Annotated in this window: 20 protein-coding genes; 7 read left to right on the top strand and 13 right to left on the bottom strand. The window is 67.4% G+C overall.

All coding sequences use genetic code 11. From position 1 onward, the window contains the following. Positions 1 to 39: 39 nt before the first annotated feature. Positions 40 to 195 (bottom strand): DUF6131 family protein, encoded by a 156-nt coding sequence (locus PSR88_RS17055; RefSeq protein WP_016881906.1) that lies wholly within the window; start codon positions 193 to 195, stop codon positions 40 to 42. Positions 196 to 246: 51 nt separating this feature from the next. Continuing rightward, the gene (locus PSR88_RS17050) at positions 247 to 441 is read right to left on the bottom strand and encodes a CsbD family protein (protein WP_011595989.1); all 195 of its coding nucleotides are present in this window, start codon (positions 439 to 441) and stop codon (positions 247 to 249) included. 236 nt (positions 442 to 677) lie between these two features. Between PSR88_RS17050 and PSR88_RS17045 the strand changes: the two genes are divergently transcribed. From PSR88_RS17045 to PSR88_RS17035, 3 genes are all read left to right on the top strand, one after another. Next, positions 678 to 1,385 (top strand): TetR/AcrR family transcriptional regulator C-terminal domain-containing protein, encoded by a 708-nt coding sequence (locus tag PSR88_RS17045; protein WP_016881907.1) that lies wholly within the window; start codon positions 678 to 680, stop codon positions 1,383 to 1,385. A 119-nt stretch (positions 1,386 to 1,504) separates the two neighbouring features. Next, positions 1,505 to 2,035: a pyridoxamine 5'-phosphate oxidase family protein gene (locus tag PSR88_RS17040; RefSeq protein ID WP_011595987.1), complete on the top strand. Its 531-nt coding sequence runs from the start codon at positions 1,505 to 1,507 to the stop codon at positions 2,033 to 2,035. Positions 2,036 to 2,081: 46 nt separating this feature from the next. Next, complete coding sequence (locus tag PSR88_RS17035) at positions 2,082 to 2,729, top strand: CG0192-related protein (protein WP_016881908.1); 648 nt, start codon at positions 2,082 to 2,084, stop codon at positions 2,727 to 2,729. A 184-nt stretch (positions 2,730 to 2,913) separates the two neighbouring features. On the opposite strand, the gene PSR88_RS17030 is transcribed toward PSR88_RS17035, so the two are convergent. The 3 genes from PSR88_RS17030 to PSR88_RS17020 form a co-directional block, all read right to left on the bottom strand. Further along, positions 2,914 to 3,150, bottom strand: a complete 237-nt coding sequence (locus PSR88_RS17030) for a hypothetical protein (protein WP_005254663.1) — start codon at positions 3,148 to 3,150, stop codon at positions 2,914 to 2,916. An 87-nt stretch (positions 3,151 to 3,237) separates the two neighbouring features. Further along, positions 3,238 to 3,567: a branched-chain amino acid transporter permease gene (locus PSR88_RS17025; protein WP_016881909.1), complete on the bottom strand. Its 330-nt coding sequence runs from the start codon at positions 3,565 to 3,567 to the stop codon at positions 3,238 to 3,240. Beyond that, positions 3,560 to 4,303 carry an AzlC family ABC transporter permease gene (locus PSR88_RS17020; protein WP_011595985.1) on the bottom strand — a complete coding sequence of 248 codons (744 nt, stop codon included), beginning with the start codon at positions 4,301 to 4,303 and terminating at the stop codon, positions 3,560 to 3,562. The genes PSR88_RS17025 and PSR88_RS17020 overlap by 8 nt, the downstream gene beginning before the upstream one ends. A gap of 77 nt (positions 4,304 to 4,380) precedes the next feature. Between PSR88_RS17020 and PSR88_RS17015 the strand changes: the two genes are divergently transcribed. Beyond that, positions 4,381 to 4,821, top strand: a complete 441-nt coding sequence (locus PSR88_RS17015; protein ID WP_005254660.1) for an Lrp/AsnC family transcriptional regulator — start codon at positions 4,381 to 4,383, stop codon at positions 4,819 to 4,821. A 1-nt stretch (position 4,822) separates the two neighbouring features. Here the strand turns inward: PSR88_RS17015 and PSR88_RS17010 are convergent, their stop codons facing one another. Genes PSR88_RS17010 through PSR88_RS16975 form a run of 8 tightly spaced genes read right to left on the bottom strand, consistent with a single transcriptional unit; the run spans position 4,823 to position 12,290 of the window. Further along, positions 4,823 to 5,902: an MSMEG_0565 family glycosyltransferase gene (locus PSR88_RS17010; protein WP_016881910.1), complete on the bottom strand. Its 1,080-nt coding sequence runs from the start codon at positions 5,900 to 5,902 to the stop codon at positions 4,823 to 4,825. A gap of 1 nt (position 5,903) precedes the next feature. Beyond that, positions 5,904 to 6,752 carry a carbon-nitrogen hydrolase family protein gene (locus PSR88_RS17005; RefSeq protein ID WP_011595982.1) on the bottom strand — a complete coding sequence of 283 codons (849 nt, stop codon included), beginning with the start codon at positions 6,750 to 6,752 and terminating at the stop codon, positions 5,904 to 5,906. Between the two features lie 5 nt (positions 6,753 to 6,757). After that, the gene (locus PSR88_RS17000) at positions 6,758 to 8,014 is read right to left on the bottom strand and encodes an MSMEG_0569 family flavin-dependent oxidoreductase (RefSeq protein WP_016881911.1); all 1,257 of its coding nucleotides are present in this window, start codon (positions 8,012 to 8,014) and stop codon (positions 6,758 to 6,760) included. Beyond that, positions 8,014 to 8,316 carry an MSMEG_0570 family nitrogen starvation response protein gene (locus PSR88_RS16995; protein ID WP_009476291.1) on the bottom strand — a complete coding sequence of 101 codons (303 nt, stop codon included), beginning with the start codon at positions 8,314 to 8,316 and terminating at the stop codon, positions 8,014 to 8,016. The genes PSR88_RS17000 and PSR88_RS16995 overlap by 1 nt, the downstream gene beginning before the upstream one ends. Next, entirely contained in the window at positions 8,309 to 9,265 is a 957-nt protein-coding gene (locus PSR88_RS16990; protein WP_011595980.1) for a carbon-nitrogen hydrolase family protein, read from the bottom strand. The genes PSR88_RS16995 and PSR88_RS16990 overlap by 8 nt, the downstream gene beginning before the upstream one ends. Then, the gene (locus tag PSR88_RS16985) at positions 9,262 to 10,695 is read right to left on the bottom strand and encodes an MSMEG_0567/sll0787 family protein (RefSeq protein ID WP_016881912.1); all 1,434 of its coding nucleotides are present in this window, start codon (positions 10,693 to 10,695) and stop codon (positions 9,262 to 9,264) included. Before PSR88_RS16985 ends, PSR88_RS16990 begins: the two co-directional genes overlap by 4 nt. Before the next feature lies 1 nt (position 10,696). Beyond that, positions 10,697 to 11,755, bottom strand: coding sequence for an MSMEG_0568 family radical SAM protein (locus PSR88_RS16980; RefSeq protein WP_016881913.1), 1,059 nt, complete (start codon positions 11,753 to 11,755; stop codon positions 10,697 to 10,699). Between the two features lie 10 nt (positions 11,756 to 11,765). Further along, positions 11,766 to 12,290, bottom strand: coding sequence for an MSMEG_0572/Sll0783 family nitrogen starvation response protein (locus tag PSR88_RS16975; RefSeq protein WP_009476287.1), 525 nt, complete (start codon positions 12,288 to 12,290; stop codon positions 11,766 to 11,768). Between the two features lie 417 nt (positions 12,291 to 12,707). Between PSR88_RS16975 and PSR88_RS16970 the strand changes: the two genes are divergently transcribed. From PSR88_RS16970 to PSR88_RS16960, 3 genes are read left to right on the top strand one after another with little or no spacing between them, the layout of a single operon-like run. Continuing rightward, positions 12,708 to 14,075 carry a hemolysin family protein gene (locus PSR88_RS16970; protein WP_029538931.1) on the top strand — a complete coding sequence of 456 codons (1,368 nt, stop codon included), beginning with the start codon at positions 12,708 to 12,710 and terminating at the stop codon, positions 14,073 to 14,075. Next, positions 14,068 to 15,102 (top strand): hemolysin family protein, encoded by a 1,035-nt coding sequence (locus tag PSR88_RS16965; protein ID WP_011595975.1) that lies wholly within the window; start codon positions 14,068 to 14,070, stop codon positions 15,100 to 15,102. The genes PSR88_RS16970 and PSR88_RS16965 overlap by 8 nt, the downstream gene beginning before the upstream one ends. Next, positions 15,099 to 15,629 carry a hypothetical protein gene (locus tag PSR88_RS16960; RefSeq protein ID WP_016881915.1) on the top strand — a complete coding sequence of 177 codons (531 nt, stop codon included), beginning with the start codon at positions 15,099 to 15,101 and terminating at the stop codon, positions 15,627 to 15,629. The genes PSR88_RS16965 and PSR88_RS16960 overlap by 4 nt, the downstream gene beginning before the upstream one ends. The last annotated feature ends 141 nt before the right edge of the window (positions 15,630 to 15,770 follow it).

The following is a 15,770-nucleotide window of genomic DNA, read 5'->3' as shown; positions in this document are numbered from 1 at the left end:
CTACTCCAGATTCCGGACCCACCCCGGACCGGCTGTGCGTCAGTAGTAGTGGCGTCGGCCCGCGACCGCATGCCCGGCCATGCCCATGACCTCGAGCACCACTCCGATGATGATGAGCGCTATCCCGATGTAAAGGAGTACCGGGACGTTGAGGACCAAGCCGACTATGGCGAGGATGATTCCGAGAATGATCATGATGGGGCCTGATTTCGGGACGGGGGTCGAGGTTTGGACTGGTGTGGAGGGTCAGCGGGTGAATATTTTCTTGATCTTCTGCCCTGCCTGCTTGATCTGGTCGCCGGCTTGCTTGGCTTTGCCCTTGGCTTCCTGCGCGCGTCCCTCGGCTTCCATGCGCTCGTTTCCGAGCGCCTTCCCGACGGTCTTCTTGGCGGAGCCTTCGGCGGTTTCAGCTTTGTGGCGAAGCTTTTTCCCGATACTCATGGCGGTGTTTCTCGTTTCTCGGTTGCGCGGCGGGCGCGGACCAATGGTCGTTCGTCAGCGGGGTGTGTGTCACCGCTGGAGTTCAACACGCTTGCGACTCCGACGATCTCGGACGATCATGACGGCCTCCTGTGCGGCCCACGTTGCACCACTAAGTCAACGCCGGATTTCCTCGCATGTCAACACTGTAGATCTACGGTTTAGGCCTACAGTTAGAAGGGAGGGAAGGTGCCGTGATGGCGAAGATGCCCGAGCGTCGATCGATCCACTCCGACGGTGGCCCGATCACCCGTGAGCGGATACTCGCGTGCGCGCTCGAGATCATCGACCGTGACGGCATCGACGGGCTGTCCATGCGCCGCCTCGGTAAAGCACTCGGCCGCGACCCGATGACCCTGTACCGCCACGCGCCGAACAAGGCCGCGTTGCTCGACGGGGTCGCCGAGCGTGTCCTCGAAGAACTCGAGGTCGACACCGACGACGGCGACTGGGCCACGCAGCTGCGGGAGGTCGCGCGGGGCTTTCGCCGATTGGCCCTCACCCATCCTCAGGTGGTCCCGCTACTGGTCACGAGGCCGCTGTCCACGCCGCTCGGGCTCAGGCCGCTCGGCACCCTGCGTCCGCTCGAGGACATCCTGACCCTGCTCACCAAGGCGGGGTTCACCGACGCCGATGCCTTGCACGTCTATCGGGCATTGTTCGGCTTCCTCTACGGCCACGTCCTCAATGAACTGCAGGAGCTCGTCGAGCGTCCCGACGAGTCCGACGACCTTCTGCGCCTCGGCCTTCACCGCCTGCCGATCGGCGAGTTCCCAATGATCCGGGGCCTGGCACCGGTTCTGGCGTCTTACGACGGGGCCGCCGAACTCGAACGCGGCGTCGACATCCTCCTCGCGGGCCTGACCGCCACGTTGACGCAGCCCGAATCTCCTCCGTCCCGGTGATGTGAGCGAAACCTGACACAGGTTGTCAGGGTCTCGGTGCGAGCATGGTTGCACCGTTCGGCGCCGATGGTGGACGTGGACCGGACCCCGGATCGACATCGACGCAGACAAGGACCTCCATGCGCGAAACACGAGAAGAGCTCGACGAGCTCCAAACCCTCCTCGACGCCTCCCTGTCCCGCTCCACCGCACATCTGCGTTCGATCATCAACACCGGGAGCACCCTGACCGCGGAGCAGCTCACCCAGGTCGTCACCGGCATGTGCACCCTCGCCCTGTCCACCGTCACAGCCAAGGGCGAACCGCGCATCAGCGGTGTGGACGGGCACTTCCTGCACGGGAAGTGGCACTTCGGCACGGCGCGGGGCGCCGCCAAGGCCCGCCACCTCGCCGCCCGGCCCGCCGTCAGTGCTGCGCACCTGCGCGGTGAGGACCTGGGTGTGTTCACGCACGGCACGGTGGAGATCCTCAACCCCGAGGAGGGCGAGCCGGCCGCGGACTGGCCGGACCTGCTCGCCTACTTCAAGGGCTTCTACGGCGAAGACTTCTTCGACTGGGATAACGACGTTGTCTACTACCGGCTGCATCCGCAGTGGATGACCGTCTACGCCGCCGACATCGCCAAGCTCACTGCGGCGTCCCGATCCTGATCGGCGCTGTCGTCGCGGCACTGGGTGACGCGGTACCGTCGCCCGCGTGGCTCTCATCCATCACGCTCAGCTGTCCCCGTCCAAGGCCGAGATGCTCGGTGACTGGGTTCCGCGCCAGCCCTGGATCGGGTCCGCCGACGCGTCGTCCGTCGAGGTCGTCGGTGCGTACCGCTTCGACGATCCGGCCGGGGAGGTCGGCATCGAAACCCACCTGGTCCGGACGGCGGACGGGCGGGTCGTGCAGGTGCCGGTGACCTATCGCGGTGCCCCGATGGCCGGTGCGGAGGCGTCGTTGATCACCACGATGCAACATTCCGTGCTGGGTGAGCGCTGGGTCTACGACGCGTGCGCCGACCCGGTGTACGCCGGTGCGCTCGCGACGGCGATCCTGACGGGAGGGACCGAGGCGGAACTCCAGTTCGCCACACCCGGCGAGCGCCGAGAGGTGACCACCAGAGTGTCGGGTTCCGGCTCGGTGGGCTCGCCGGTACCGGTCATCGATGCTGTGACCTGTGTGAATGAGGGAACGGCCACCGTCATCACGACGGACCAGATCGGCGTGCGGGTGTTCCGCGTGATCGATCCGGATCGGGTTGCGCCCGTCGGCTCGCACACCCTCGAGGGCACCTGGCCGGGCCGAGGTGCGCCGGCGCTGCTCGCGATCGCGCATCCGACGGCTGACGACGAAGTGTGACGCCGGAGCGGCGGAATATCTCCGAGGACGGTACTGTTGAATCCGTCGACGGTGTCGGACATACCCCGGGTACCAAATTAAAATTGTCGCCGAGAGCGACCACTTGCCGAGAGGCGATATGACGGCACCGTCGCAGAAGCCGCCGGCACCATTTGGTGCCGGCGGTTTTCGTTCTGCGGTGGACCTACTGTTCTTTCTTCAGGCGGGCGGCCAGCATGGCCTTGCCCAGATCGCCACCCTTTCGGCTGACGGCCTGGGCGCGGCGGAAGAAGTCGGCCAACTCGGCGTCGCCGTCCATGTCGGCATCCGAGATGTAGCCCTCGAGACGCAGCGCGTTGCTCAGTGACGCTTCGACGAACCAAATCAGGTTGTAGTCCTTGTCCCGAACACCGGTCACCGAGCGTGCATCTTGTTCACTCATCAGTGCGTCCTTCCCGAGAAACGGCCGACTGTCTTGTGGTTCCTGCCTACCCGTGTGGTTGCGTCGTAAACGTGAGGCGCGCCGGGCTCAGGCGAATACCCAGTTCATGAGGACGACGTAGAGCCCGGTTCCGAGGACGATCGAGAGCACCGCATTCTTGCGCCACAGGTGCACCGCGGCCGTCGCCCCCACCGCGATCAGTTCGGGGATCCCGTGCGACGGGGCGGTGACGGACACGCTCTTCAGGGAGTACGCCACCAGGATCAGCATGATCCCGGCGGGCAGGTAGACACCGAGGTAGCCGACGAGTGCGGACGAGCGCAACGGCATGACGATCGCGAAGGGGACGGCGCGCAGGGCGAACGTGACGATCGCCATGATCGCGATGGCCGCGAGGACGTAACCGGGGTCAGGCATCGGTGCGCACCTTTCGCCGGGTGACGAGGTAGCGGATGACGAGCAGGCCCACGAAGGCGCCCATCGCTATCGGCAGCATGTGTTCGGGGTCGACCAGTCGCGCGATCAGCGCACACATCACGGCCATCGAGGGAACCGCGAAACCGCGCTGGGCCCGGATGGCTTCGATGGACAACACGACGAACAGCGCGGTCAGTGCGAAGTCGAGGCCGACGATGTTCTCCGGGATCCATTGCGCCGCGGTCGCTCCGAGCATCGCTCCACCGATCCAGTACGCGTGGAGATACACCTGCGAGTACACGATGACCCGCCCGGACATCGACTTCCGGTCGCCGGTGACCGTCATGGCGTAGGCCTCGTCGGTCAGCGCGAACATGCTGTAGAAGCGGGCAAGGCGGCCCTTCACCCTGTCGAGGGGAAAGCTCAAGGCGTAGAACACGTGCCGGAAGTTCACCAGCAACGCGGTCAGCGCGATGTACGGGAGCGGCGTCATCGCGGCCACCATGCCGACCGCGATGAATTCGAGGGAACCGGCGTAGATCAGCGACGTGAAGACCATCGCCCACCACGGGTTGAGCCCCTGCTGGACGACGAGCACCCCGAGGGCGATCCCCAGCGGGACCAGCCCGATTCCGACGGGGAGGGACGCCTGCAGGGCGCGACGCCACTCCGGGGACTGCCGGGGGTCGGGGTCGACGACGGCGGTCGTCGAGAGGGTAACTGGATCGATCACCACGCAAATCTATAGCAACTATCCAGGTGTACGATTGCGGGAGAATGCCCATTCGGCGCACTCTGCGCAATAATAGTTCAATGGACGATATCGATCACGCAATTCTCGACCACCTGCGGAACGACTCCAGTCTGACCAACACGGAATTGGCGGATCTCGTGGGTCTCACTCCCTCCCCGTGCCTGCGCCGGGTCAAGAAGCTCGAGGCGGACGGAGTCATCACCGGCTACCGCGCCATCGTCAGCCAGGAAGCGCTCGATCGGGGTTTCCAGGTGATCGTCACCGCCGAGATCGGGGTGAACGACCAGGCGACCATCGAGCAGTTCGAGTCGCGGGTCGCCGCCTTCGACGAGGTGATCGAATGCCGGAGGCTGTTCGGGATCCCCGACTACTTCATCCGGGTGGCGGTCCGCGACCTCGCGACGTACGAGAACTTCATGGCTACCAAACTCAGCGGGCTCCCCGCGGTCTCGCGGGTCACCTCGTTGATCACGATGAAGACCATCAAGAGCGCCGACTGAGTCAGCGGTGCACCGCGACCTCTCGGTAGAACTCGAGGTGTTTCTGCGCGACGTCGTCCCATCGATGTGAGCGAGCGAAGGCGCGCCCCGCGTCGAGGGAGGAGCCGTCGGCAGGTTCGGTCAGGGCGCGTGCCATCTCCTCGTGGGTGGACGCGTACCGGACTGTCCCGCGAAAGACCTCCCGGAGGACCGGCAGGTCACGTGCGACGACGGGAACGCCTGCCGCCAGGGCTTCCATCGCGGCCAGCCCGAATCCTTCCTTGGTGGAGAGGAAGGCGAACGAGCGCGCCTGGGCCACCAGCGAGGGGAGTTCGGCGTCGTCGATCGTTCCGAGGATGGTCGGCGTGACACCCAGCTCTGCGGCCCGTCGGTCGAACTCGGCCCGGTACCCCCGGTAGTCGAACAGGGTCTCGCCGCCGGCGAACACCAGCCGCAGTTCGGGTCGCTCCTTCACGAGCAGTGCGTACGCCTCCACCAGGTCGATGCTGCCCTTGCGCGGTTCGATACCACCGACCGCCAACACGTAGTCGCCCAATTCGCCGGCCCACCTGCGGCGGCGGTCGGCGTCCTCGCGGGCTTCCTCGAATCGGGCGGCGTCCACACCGTTCGGAATGACGGCGCACTCGAGACCCCACCCGGCGGAGACCTCCGCGGCGACGGCAGCGGACACGCAGATCCGCGCGTACGGATCCACGATGGCGCGCTCGTGGCAGGCGGCGAGCGCGGGCGTCGTGAACTGGTCGAGATGGTGGATGGTTCGCGCGCACCGTCCCACGGCGTTGGCACTGATGCAGTCCTGCGCGTGGACGATGTCGTAGGCCTCCGGTGTGAAGGCGGCGCGCATCGTCTCGATGGATCGGAGGATCCGCTCACCGACGGTCTCGTCGTCGACGTGTGCGAACGGCACCACCTGTACAGCGACAGTCGGGTCGACCGGACGGAAGAAGGCGGCGTCGCCGTGCCTGCCCAGGGTCCAGACCGTCACGTCCGCGCCCTGCCGGGCGAGGGCCTCCGCCAACGCCAGGGTGTGCACGACTCCCCCGCGCGGTTTGGTCGAATAGGTCAGTAGCGCGATCCGCACGTCAGTGTTCTCCTCGGTCCAGCAGTCTCCGGTAGGTGTCGATGCGGCGTTCCTCCAGGTGCCGCAGCACCTTCCTGGCCCGGTTGACCTCGTAGTCGACGTCGAGTTCGGCGACGGCGAGCCCGCCCTTCGTCCCCGTCCGCGCGAGCACGTCGCCGCCCGGGCCCACCACCTTGGCCTGACCGAGGAATCGCAGTCCACCCTGGATTCCGGTCTGGTTGGACGACACGAGGACCACCTGGTTCTCGGCGGCCCGGGCCGAGTCGTAGAGATCGAACAGGCGTGATTGCCGGTCCTGGGTCATGCGCGCCGCCCGGTCCGTGATGCTGGCCGGCCACGCGGACAACGCGGCGATGATCCGCGCGCCGTCGAGCGCGAGGGTGCGGGCGGATTCCGGGAACGTCTTGTCGTAGTCGATCAGCATCCCGATGCGGCCCACCGGTGTGTCGAAGGCGGTGAAGGAGTCACCCGCGGCGTACGCCAGGGATTCCCCGGCCGGTTGATGCACCTTGCGGTGACTGCCCAGCACCCCGTCGCCGGTCACGCAGGCGGCGGCGTTGTAGCGCACCCCGTCGCACAGTTCCGTATACCCGAGGCAGACCGTCATGCGGCCCGCCATCTTCGCGACGGCCTTCAGCTCCGGGCTGTCCGCGGCGAGCGCGGGCGGGAGTTCCTCCGTGTCCGGCCGCCGGAGATCCGAGATGTAGCCGCCGAGGCAGGCGTCGGGCAGGACCAGCAGGTCCACGCCGTCGTTCGCGGCACTCTCGATCAGCGCCTGCAACTTCAGGAGCGCGCGATCGATGTCGCGGCCGAAGTGCCCCGCCAACGCTGCCAACCGTGTCGTCACCATAGGCGTCAGGCTAGTGTCGCCGTCGCCGGCAACACACCCGCTTCGAGTTCGATGCGATCCGCCAGATACTCCGCGTCCCGCGCCACTCCCGCGAACCGTCCCGAACCCCACGTGTGCTGCCACGGAAGGCCGAGGAAGTACAGCCCGGGCACAGCGGTGACGCCGCGGTTGTGGGTGGGATGGCCCTCACCGTCGAAGACGCCCGCGTGGAGCCACCGGTAGTCGGTCCGGAAACCGATGGACCACACCACCGACGTGATGCCCGACGTCGGCAGTTCCAACTCGGTGACCTCACGTTCGGGACGCCAGACCGGCACGTACCGTTCCTCGCGCGGCGCATCGATTCCTGCGCGGTCGATGTAGGCGTCGATGGAATCCTTGATGCTCTCACTCACGGCGTCCGCGGCATCCAGCGACGACTCGAGGGTGGGCGCGAACCGCAGGGTTCCGTCGACGACGTCGAGCAGCCGCCCGTACAGACGCATTCCCGCGAGTGCGAAGGCACGGAGGTCGATGTCCCGGCCACCGTCCCGGCCCGTGACGTAGTGGTTGGTGTTCTCCCGCTTGCCCAGACCACCTGGGTGATCGGCGATGGAAACGTCGTAGGTACCCATGTCGTGCAGCCAGGCCACGCAGTCCCGGCCGCGATAGAACCGCGCGACCCGCGGCGCACCACCGGTGACGAGGTGGACGGTGCGACCCGCGAGGTGAAGATCCTCCGCGATCTGGGCGCCGGACTGGCCGTTGCCCACGACGAGAACCTCGCCCGCGGGCAGCGCGCCGGCGCTCCGGTACTGCGACGAGTGCAATTGCGTGATGTCGGCGGGAAGCCGTTCGGCGAACCGGGGAACGACCGGAGTGTGGTATCCGCCGACCGCGACCACGACGTGGTCGGCGTGCATCGGGCCTTCCGTCGTGTCCACGTCGAACCCTCCGGAACCCGACTGCCGCACCGCGACCACCGCGACCCCTTCGCGCACAGGAGGATCGAAGGTGTCGGCGTACCCGCGCACGAACTGGTAGGTCTGCTCGCGGTTCATGAACCCGTCGGGATCGCCGCCCGAGTAGGTGTATCCAGGAAGGGTGCACTGCCAGTTCGGAGTGACGAGAGTGAAGCTGTCCCAGCGACTGTCGCGCCACTCGTGGGCGATCGACTCTCGTTCGAGCACCACGTGGTCGATTCCAAGCTGCACCAGATGCCAGCTGATCGACAGGCCCGCCTGGCCGCCGCCGATCACGACGACTGTGTGTTGTTCGGTCATCACGACTCTCCGGGGAGTGAAGCCGGGTTCATCTCGAGGACCCGGACGAGGGATTGGGGGTCGAGGGTGCGGCCGGCGCGTTCGAGTTCCTGCATCTGCTCGGACGCGGACGTGCAGTACATCCCGAACTTGGCACGGACTCGCTCGCTGGCCTCGGTGAGCGCCGTCGTGGTGCGTGTGAGGAATTCGGCGACCGTGTAGTCCTCACCGGCCACCAGGTGGTCGTGCATGACCAGCGACGGCGAGTAGCAGGACTGGGTGCGTCCGTCCGGCCACCGCACCGTGAACGTCATCTCAGGCATCGACGGGCTCCAGTTCGGCTGTTGTGGTGCGGAGGAACGACGGTCGCGCCGACGCGTCGAGTCGGGTGCCGCTGACCCGGTTGTCCGCGACGACGTCGCCGTACAGTTCCGGCCGGCGGTCCCGGAGGTTGTACATTCCGCCGCTGCGAATCGCGTCCAGTTCGGCCTGCACATTCAGCGTGGCCGAGGCGAGGCCGGGTTCCACGCCTGTGGTGGCGAGGATTTCGCCGCCCGGGCCGACGATCTTCGCGCTGCACACGAACCGGAGCGACCCGAACGTTCCCGCCTGATTCGACGCCACCCAGACCACCTGATTCTCCGTGGCCCGCGCGCGGTCGTAGATGTCGAATCTCTGCTTCCACCGGTCGTCTTCGGGATTCTCGACGCGGTTGGTGCGGGCGGTGGGCCATGCCGACAGCGACGTGATGATTTCCGCGCCGTCGAGGGCGAGCGTCCGCGCGGCCTCGGGAAACGCCTTGTCGTAACAGATCTGCATGCCCATCCGTCCGACCGGTGTGTCGAACGCTTCGTACTTGTCGCCGGCGCGGTAGCAGAGGTTCTCCCCCAGCGGCTGGTGCACCTTGCGGTACGAGCCGAGTATCCCGTCGCCGTGCACTGTCACCGCGGCGTTGTACCGGTCGGCGCCGTCGGCTTCGCAGAATCCGAGGGTGATCACCAGGTCGCCGGCCATGTCGACGACTCGCCGGATCTCGGGCCCATCCAATTCCAGTGCGGGCGGGAGGCTGCGGAGCCGACGCTGCCGCTGCTCCTCGGTTTCGTCGCCTCCGCCCAGGCTGGGCAGGTAACCGCCCAGGCAGGCCTCCGGAAGCACGAGGAGCGAACTCCCGGCTGCCCGCGCCTGCTCGATCAGTTCACCGATCGTGCGATACGCCTGTTCCATGTCGCGGCCGAACTCGGCTGCCGCGACGGAGATTCCGATGTCAGTCATGCTCTTCCCAATCCTGTGACCGTGGAGTGCACCACGCGTGTCGTTACGCCGTCGGGCCAGCGAAGGCTGACCCCCGGCTCAAATGTCAATTCCCCGCAGACGGCCGAGGTGGCCGGCCCGGCGGGCGCCACCGCGCTACCCCGCCGATCGGCGGTGATCATCGCGAACCCGGGGAAGCAGGTCATCCAGTCACCCGCCGTCGCAACAGGTGGCCGGGGGACCGATGCGACGTCGAGGACGGCGCCGAGTCCGCTCGCCTCGGCGAGCATCCCGGTAGTGCCCGCGATCCCCGCCATGCTGATGTCTTTTGCCGCGGCGGGACGGGTGCGGGCGACGAACGAGGCCATGTCCCGCAACGCGCCCCGGCTGCGGTGGGACGTCGAATCCCACTGTTGTCCGGTGTATCCCGGTCGCCACTGCCCGTCGAGGTCAGCCGTCAGCGTGAGCTCGTCGCCGATCCGGCCACCACCCGCGGGCACCGGATCCGCGGTGCGTCCGAGCGCCGTCACCGACAGCGCCGCGGGAACACCGAGCTGGGTGTGGCCGCCCAGTACCGGTACGTCCCACGCTTCCGCAGCCCGGCTGAGCCCACGGATCACCTTCGCCAGGATCGACGTGTTCGGTGCTCCGACGGAGTCGAGCATCCCGACCGGGACGGCACCCATCGCCGACAGGTCGTTGAGGTTGACGAGGGCGGCGCACCATCCGGCCCACTCGGGATCGCGCTGAACCATGGCGGGCAGGATGGCGTCGCACGCCGCGATCAGGTCGCTCCCCGGAACCGGTGCGCCGTCGTCGCCGCGGAACCCGCTGCCGCCGAGCGCATCACCGTTCGTGCCGAAGGGGGCCAGGGTGTGGGCCAGACACGACTTCGTGCTCTGGACCAGACGCTCGACGCGATCGATCGGCCACGTCATGTGGACGTGCGGCGCGCCCGCCAGCGTGACGTCACCCATCCGCGTCCAGCCCAGGTGTGCGAACATCGTCTCGTTCCGGCTCTGCACGGTGGCGTCGAACCGCAACACACCACGGGATTCGGCGTGGGCGCAGGCGGCGCGCACGAGCGCCTTCCCGATTCCCCTGCTGTTCCGGATGTTTCGACCCACCACGAGTCGGCTTCCCGCCCACCACCCGAGGTCGGTGCCGTCCGTCATCGGTGCGAGGCGAACACCGCCGAGCACCTCGCCCGTGGTGCTGATCGCCACGAGCACCACGGTGCGTGGATCGTCGTCGACATCGTCCCGGTCGCTGGCGGTGAACAGTCCCTGTTCCACGACGAACGTCTCACGCCGCAGTCGCCGGTATGCCTCGATCATCACCCGACCGGTGGCGGGTTGCACGAGGAAGCTCTGCTGCGACTCCTGAATCGACGGCCCGGTGAGGACGGCGAAGTCGGAAGGAGTGCTCTCGGCGGTCGGTAGGTCCCACATGTCAGCCTCCGGCGTTCTGAAGGACGCTGCAGGCCCCACATGCCGCGCAGCCCGCCTTCTGGTCGGCGCCGCGCATGCCGCCCGCCTGCAGTTCCTTCGCCACCCGTGAGGTGACGTCGGCGAGCAGGGCAGGCGACGGCGCCTGCGCCCCGTCCTCGACGGCCAGCGTGCCGGCGAGCGGCCGGAACGGGACGACGAACGGGTACACACCCATGTCGATCAGTTCGGCTGCGCCCGAGACCAATTCGTCGGGATCTTCGCCCAATCCGACCAGCAGATAGGTCGACACCTGATTCCGTCCGAAGACCCGTACCGCCTCCCGCCACGCCGCCCGGTACTCGTCCAGCGGCACCGTCGCCTTGCCCGGCATCCAGCGCCGCCGAACCTCCTCGTCCAACGACTCCACGTGGATGCCGATGGAATCGGCCCCCGCGTTCCGGAGATCCGTGATGGTCCCGAGATCGCCGGGCGGTTCGCACTGCACCTGGATGGCGAGATCCGGAGCCACCGCCTTGACGGCCGCGACGCATCGCGCCAGGTGACGGGCACCGCGATCCTTGGCCGCGGACGTGCCCGTGGTCATGATCATCTGCGTGACGCCGTCGAGACGGACGGCGGCTTCGGCGACCTCGGCGAGTTGTTCGGGCTTCTTCACCGCGATGGTCGAGCCGGACTGCAGTGATGCCTCGATCGAGCAGAACCGGCACCGCTGCTGGGGGTCGTATCGAATGCAGGTCTGGACGACTGTGGTGGCGAGGACGTTCGTCCCGTGCAGCCGGGCGATCTTCTCGTAGGAGATGCCGTCGGCGGTGTCCAGGTCGTAGAACCGGGGCCGGCGCACCGGCTCGATCTCCACCCCCATGTCGGTGCCGTTCATCAGCAGGCGGTTTCCGCTGACTTCGTAGGGGCTGTCGGACCGGATGGGGATGGCGCCGCCGATCCCGCCGATCAGTACGTGACCGTCGTCGCTGGGGCCGGCGCCGGAAGTCCGGGTGACCGGGACGTTCAGTGACCGAATCCCACGTACTGCTACGTCAACTCGTGTCGAGAGATCGCTCATCGTTCACACCTCAGACCATGTAGGTGGAGTTGATGATGGCGCCCTTGCGGGAGTAGTGGATGATGGCGTCCTGCACATCGAGGGGATGTGCGGGCACGACGCCCTCGATCAGGTCCTCTTCCCTGCCGCCGTGCAGCGCGAGACCGAAGCGGCACGCGAAGACGGTTCCACCTTCGGAGATGAACGTCGCGAGTGCGTCGTTGATGTTCTGCTCGCCCGGGAACCCGTTGTCGCCGGTGGTCGGAAAGCCGCGTGTCGCAAGGCAGTTGAGAGCTCCGGGACCGTAGAAGTAGATCGCGGACTCGAAACCCTTGCGCAGTGCGCGGGTTGCCTGCAGGACGGCGACGAAGCTGACGGAGGATTCGTGCGCGATGCCGTGCACCAGCGTGAAGTAGGACTCGCCGTCCTCGGCCTTGTAGTCGGGGAAGATTTTCGTCGACCCGTAGATGTTGCTGCCCTTGGGCAGCGCCGGGTGGGGAATCTCGCCGAGCGACTTCTGGATGTTCGCGGCGATGGTGTTCTCGATGTCGGTCACAGGGGACTCCTGGTCGGTCGTGGGGCGGAGGCGCCCGAAGGGCCTGAACGCGCTGATGAGATGCTGCGGGTGACGGCCCGGGCGTAGACTTCGATGTCTGTTCGCTCTGCGTGGGAAGAGTGCGTTGTGCACTCCGTCGACCTGAAACAAGTACACGGTTCGGTGATTTCCGAATGGTCACGCGCGGAACAAGCTCAGGTTTCGTAACCCTCACCGCGGCCCGAATCCGGAAATCCGGTCGTAACACCGACGGTGTGACTCTGCGCACCCGCCGGTCGCAAAAGTAAAGAGTCCTTTACTATGAATGTTTCATATCCCGAATACAGAGAGAGCCATGACCAGCGCTTCGCGCCCTCGAAGACCCAGCCCGCCCCAAAGTGATCACCGCAGTCCCGGATGCAGGGCGCGGGTGAACGCATGGTGACCGTCCTGAGCATCGGCTTCGGCGTCGTCGTCGTATTACTGATCACCGCCCTGACCGGCTACTTCGTCGCCCAGGAATTCGCGTACATGTCGGTCGACCGCTCGCGGCTCAAAGCCCGGGCCGAGGCGGGAGACTCGGGCGCCGCCCGCGCCCTCGGCGTCACTCGCCGCACCTCGTTCATGCTCTCCGGCGCCCAGCTGGGCATCACCGTCACCGGCCTGCTCGTCGGTTACGTCGCCGAACCCCTGATCGGACGCGGCCTCGGTGAGCTCCTCGGCGGCGTCGGCATCCCCACCGCGGTCGGGATCGGTGTCGGCGCCGTCCTCGCCGTCCTGTTCTCCACCTTCGTTCAGATGCTCTTCGGGGAGCTCTTCCCGAAGAACCTGGCAATCGCCCGGCCGGAACCGGTGGCCCGTCGGCTCGCGCTGTCGACGACGGTCTACCTGAAACTGTTCGGCTGGTTGATCTGGCTGTTCGACCAGTCGTCGAACCTGCTGCTGCGCGCGCTGCGGATCGAGCCGGTCCACGACGTCGAACACTCGGCCACCGTGCGGGACCTCGAACACATCGTCGCCGAATCCCGCGACGCCGGTGAGCTGCCGCGGGAACTGTCGACCCTGCTCGATCGGATCCTCGACTTTCCCACCCGCACCGCCGGGCACGCGATGATTCCGCGCGCCCACGTCGACACCGTCCGGGCCCACGATTCCCTGAGCAGTGTTCTCGAGAAGATGGGTGCGGGCCACACCCGCTACCCCGTGGTCGGGAGTTCGTCCGACGATCTGCGCGGCGTCATCCACCTCCACGACCTGCTGGGCGAGCAGTCCGACGGTCCGGCCGCGTCCAGGGCCCGTCCGGCCGTCGTCGTGCCGTCGTCGCTGCCGCTGCCCGACGTGCTGGAACAGCTGACGGCCGCCCGAGACGAAATGGCCCTCGTCGTCGACGAGTACGGCGGATTCGCCGGCGTCATCACGATCGAGGACCTCGCGGAGGAACTCGTCGGTGAGATCGCCGACGAGCACGATCCCGACGGTGACGCGTCCGTGACGGGCTCGGAGTCCGAAGGCTGGACGATGCCCGGCGATCTGCACATCGACGAGGTGGAGCGCATTCTCGGACACGACCTGCCGCCCGGTGACTTCGAGACGCTCGCGGGTGCCGTCATCGCCGAGTCCGGCGGTCTCCCCGTCGTCGGTGACGTCGTCGCGGTCCGATTGAACCCGGATCCGGCCGACCTGATCAATGACGCCGACCCGCCCGTCCGCAGCCTCGACGCCGAGGTGCGGGCAGTCGACAAGCACGTCCCGTCCTCGCTGTTCGTGAGGCTCCGCGTCCTGGAGAGTGACTCGACCGATGAGTAATCCGTGGGTCATCGTGCTCGTCACCGTCGGGTTGATCGCGGCCAGCGCGTTCTTCGTGGCGATCGAATTCGCGTTGATCGCTGCCCGTCGCCACCGGCTCGAGGACGCTGCCCCCACCAGCAGGGCCGCCCGCGCTGCTCTGCGCAGCGCCTCCGAGTTGTCCGTGCTGCTGGCCGGATCCCAGTTGGGCATCACCGTCTGCACCCTCGCGCTCGGCGCCGTCACGAAGCCGGCCGTGCATCACTGGCTCACCCCGGCCTTCGCAGGTTGGGGTGCCCCGCTGTGGCTGGCGGACGTGCTCGGATTCATCCTCGCCCTGATCATCGTCACGTTCCTGCATCTCGTCGTCGGTGAGATGGCACCGAAGTCGTGGGCGATCGCGCACCCGGAGAAGTCGGCGACACTGCTGGCGATCCCGATGCGCGGGTTCATGTGGGCCACCCGCCCGCTGCTGCTGGTGCTGAACCGGATGGCCAACCGGTGTCTGCGGAAGTTCGGCGTGGAACCGGTCGACCAGGTGGGGGCCGGGCAGGATCCCGACGCGCTGCGGCACCTCGTCGAGCACTCGGCGACCGTCGGCACGCTCGACGAGCGGTACCACGGCCAACTGACCAGCGCCCTGGAACTCCAATCGCTCGCCGTGCGAGACATGGTGCGGCCGAACACCACCCCCAGCAGCGTCGCCCCGGACGCGTCTGCGGCTGCGATCAGGGCGGTCGCGGATCGAAGCGGCCACCTCCGACTGCTCGTGCGCGACGAGGACGGGATCAAGGGGGTGGTGCACGTTCGCGACAGCCTGCGGGCCGGTCCCGTTGTTACGGCCGCCGACCTCATGCGCCCGGTGCTGACCCTCGATGCGGACGCCGCCGTGTACGACGCACTGCGCACCATGCGCGAGACCCGCAGCCATCTCGCGATCGTCACCGACAACGGTGAGCTGATCGGTGTCGTCACCCTGACCGACGTCCTCGCGCGTCTGCGCCCCGCGGCCGGGGCGGGCATCGGAAGCGGTACCCTCGCGGGGTGAATTCACGGTTGGAGGTGGTCGCGCGGGTGCGCGGCTCCGTCGTGGGTTCACTGTCCGGCGCGGTCAGCATCGCCGCCCACGGCATCGGTGGAGGCGGAATGCCCCCGAGCGATGGCTCGGTGGTGCTGCTTCTCGCGGCGTGTGCCGCGGTCGGGGCGTCGGTCGCCGCTGTCCGGGTGGCCACCCGTGAATGGTTGTTCGTGCTGTCGGTGCTCGCTGCGGGCCAGTTGATCGGCCACACCACGCTGGCCTTGGCCGCCGATCATTCCCATGGGCTGGGGCTTTCCACCCCGATGATCGCCGCGCACCTCGCCGCGATCGCGGTGGCCGCGGTGCTGGTCCGGTCCGCCGAACGCGCTTGCCTCAGGGCATTGGCCGCGTTGTCGCGGATCGTTCTCGCCGTCCTCGCCCCGCTGCAGGTCGATACCGGCACTTGGACCGCGACCCCGATCTACCGCGCGAAGCTGTCGTTGTGGTTGCTGGTCGCCGCGGGCGCCGGCACCCGCGGACCACCTGCTCTCGTCTAGTCGAATCCTTTCTCACTGCCTTCCCGGCGCACACCAGACGTGTCGTCGCCGGTTCGGCGTGTCCTCACGCGGCACCAGCGGACTCCCCGGCGGGTCCCGGTGCCGACGCCTTCCTGAGTCGGTGCATCCCTGACCTCGAGT

Origin of the sequence: Rhodococcus sp. DK176 (assembly GCF_038447315.2) — a bacterium.
GTDB lineage: Bacteria > Actinomycetota > Actinomycetes > Mycobacteriales > Mycobacteriaceae > Rhodococcus_F > Rhodococcus_F jostii_A.
This window is presented reverse-complemented; position numbering and strand designations above follow the sequence as displayed.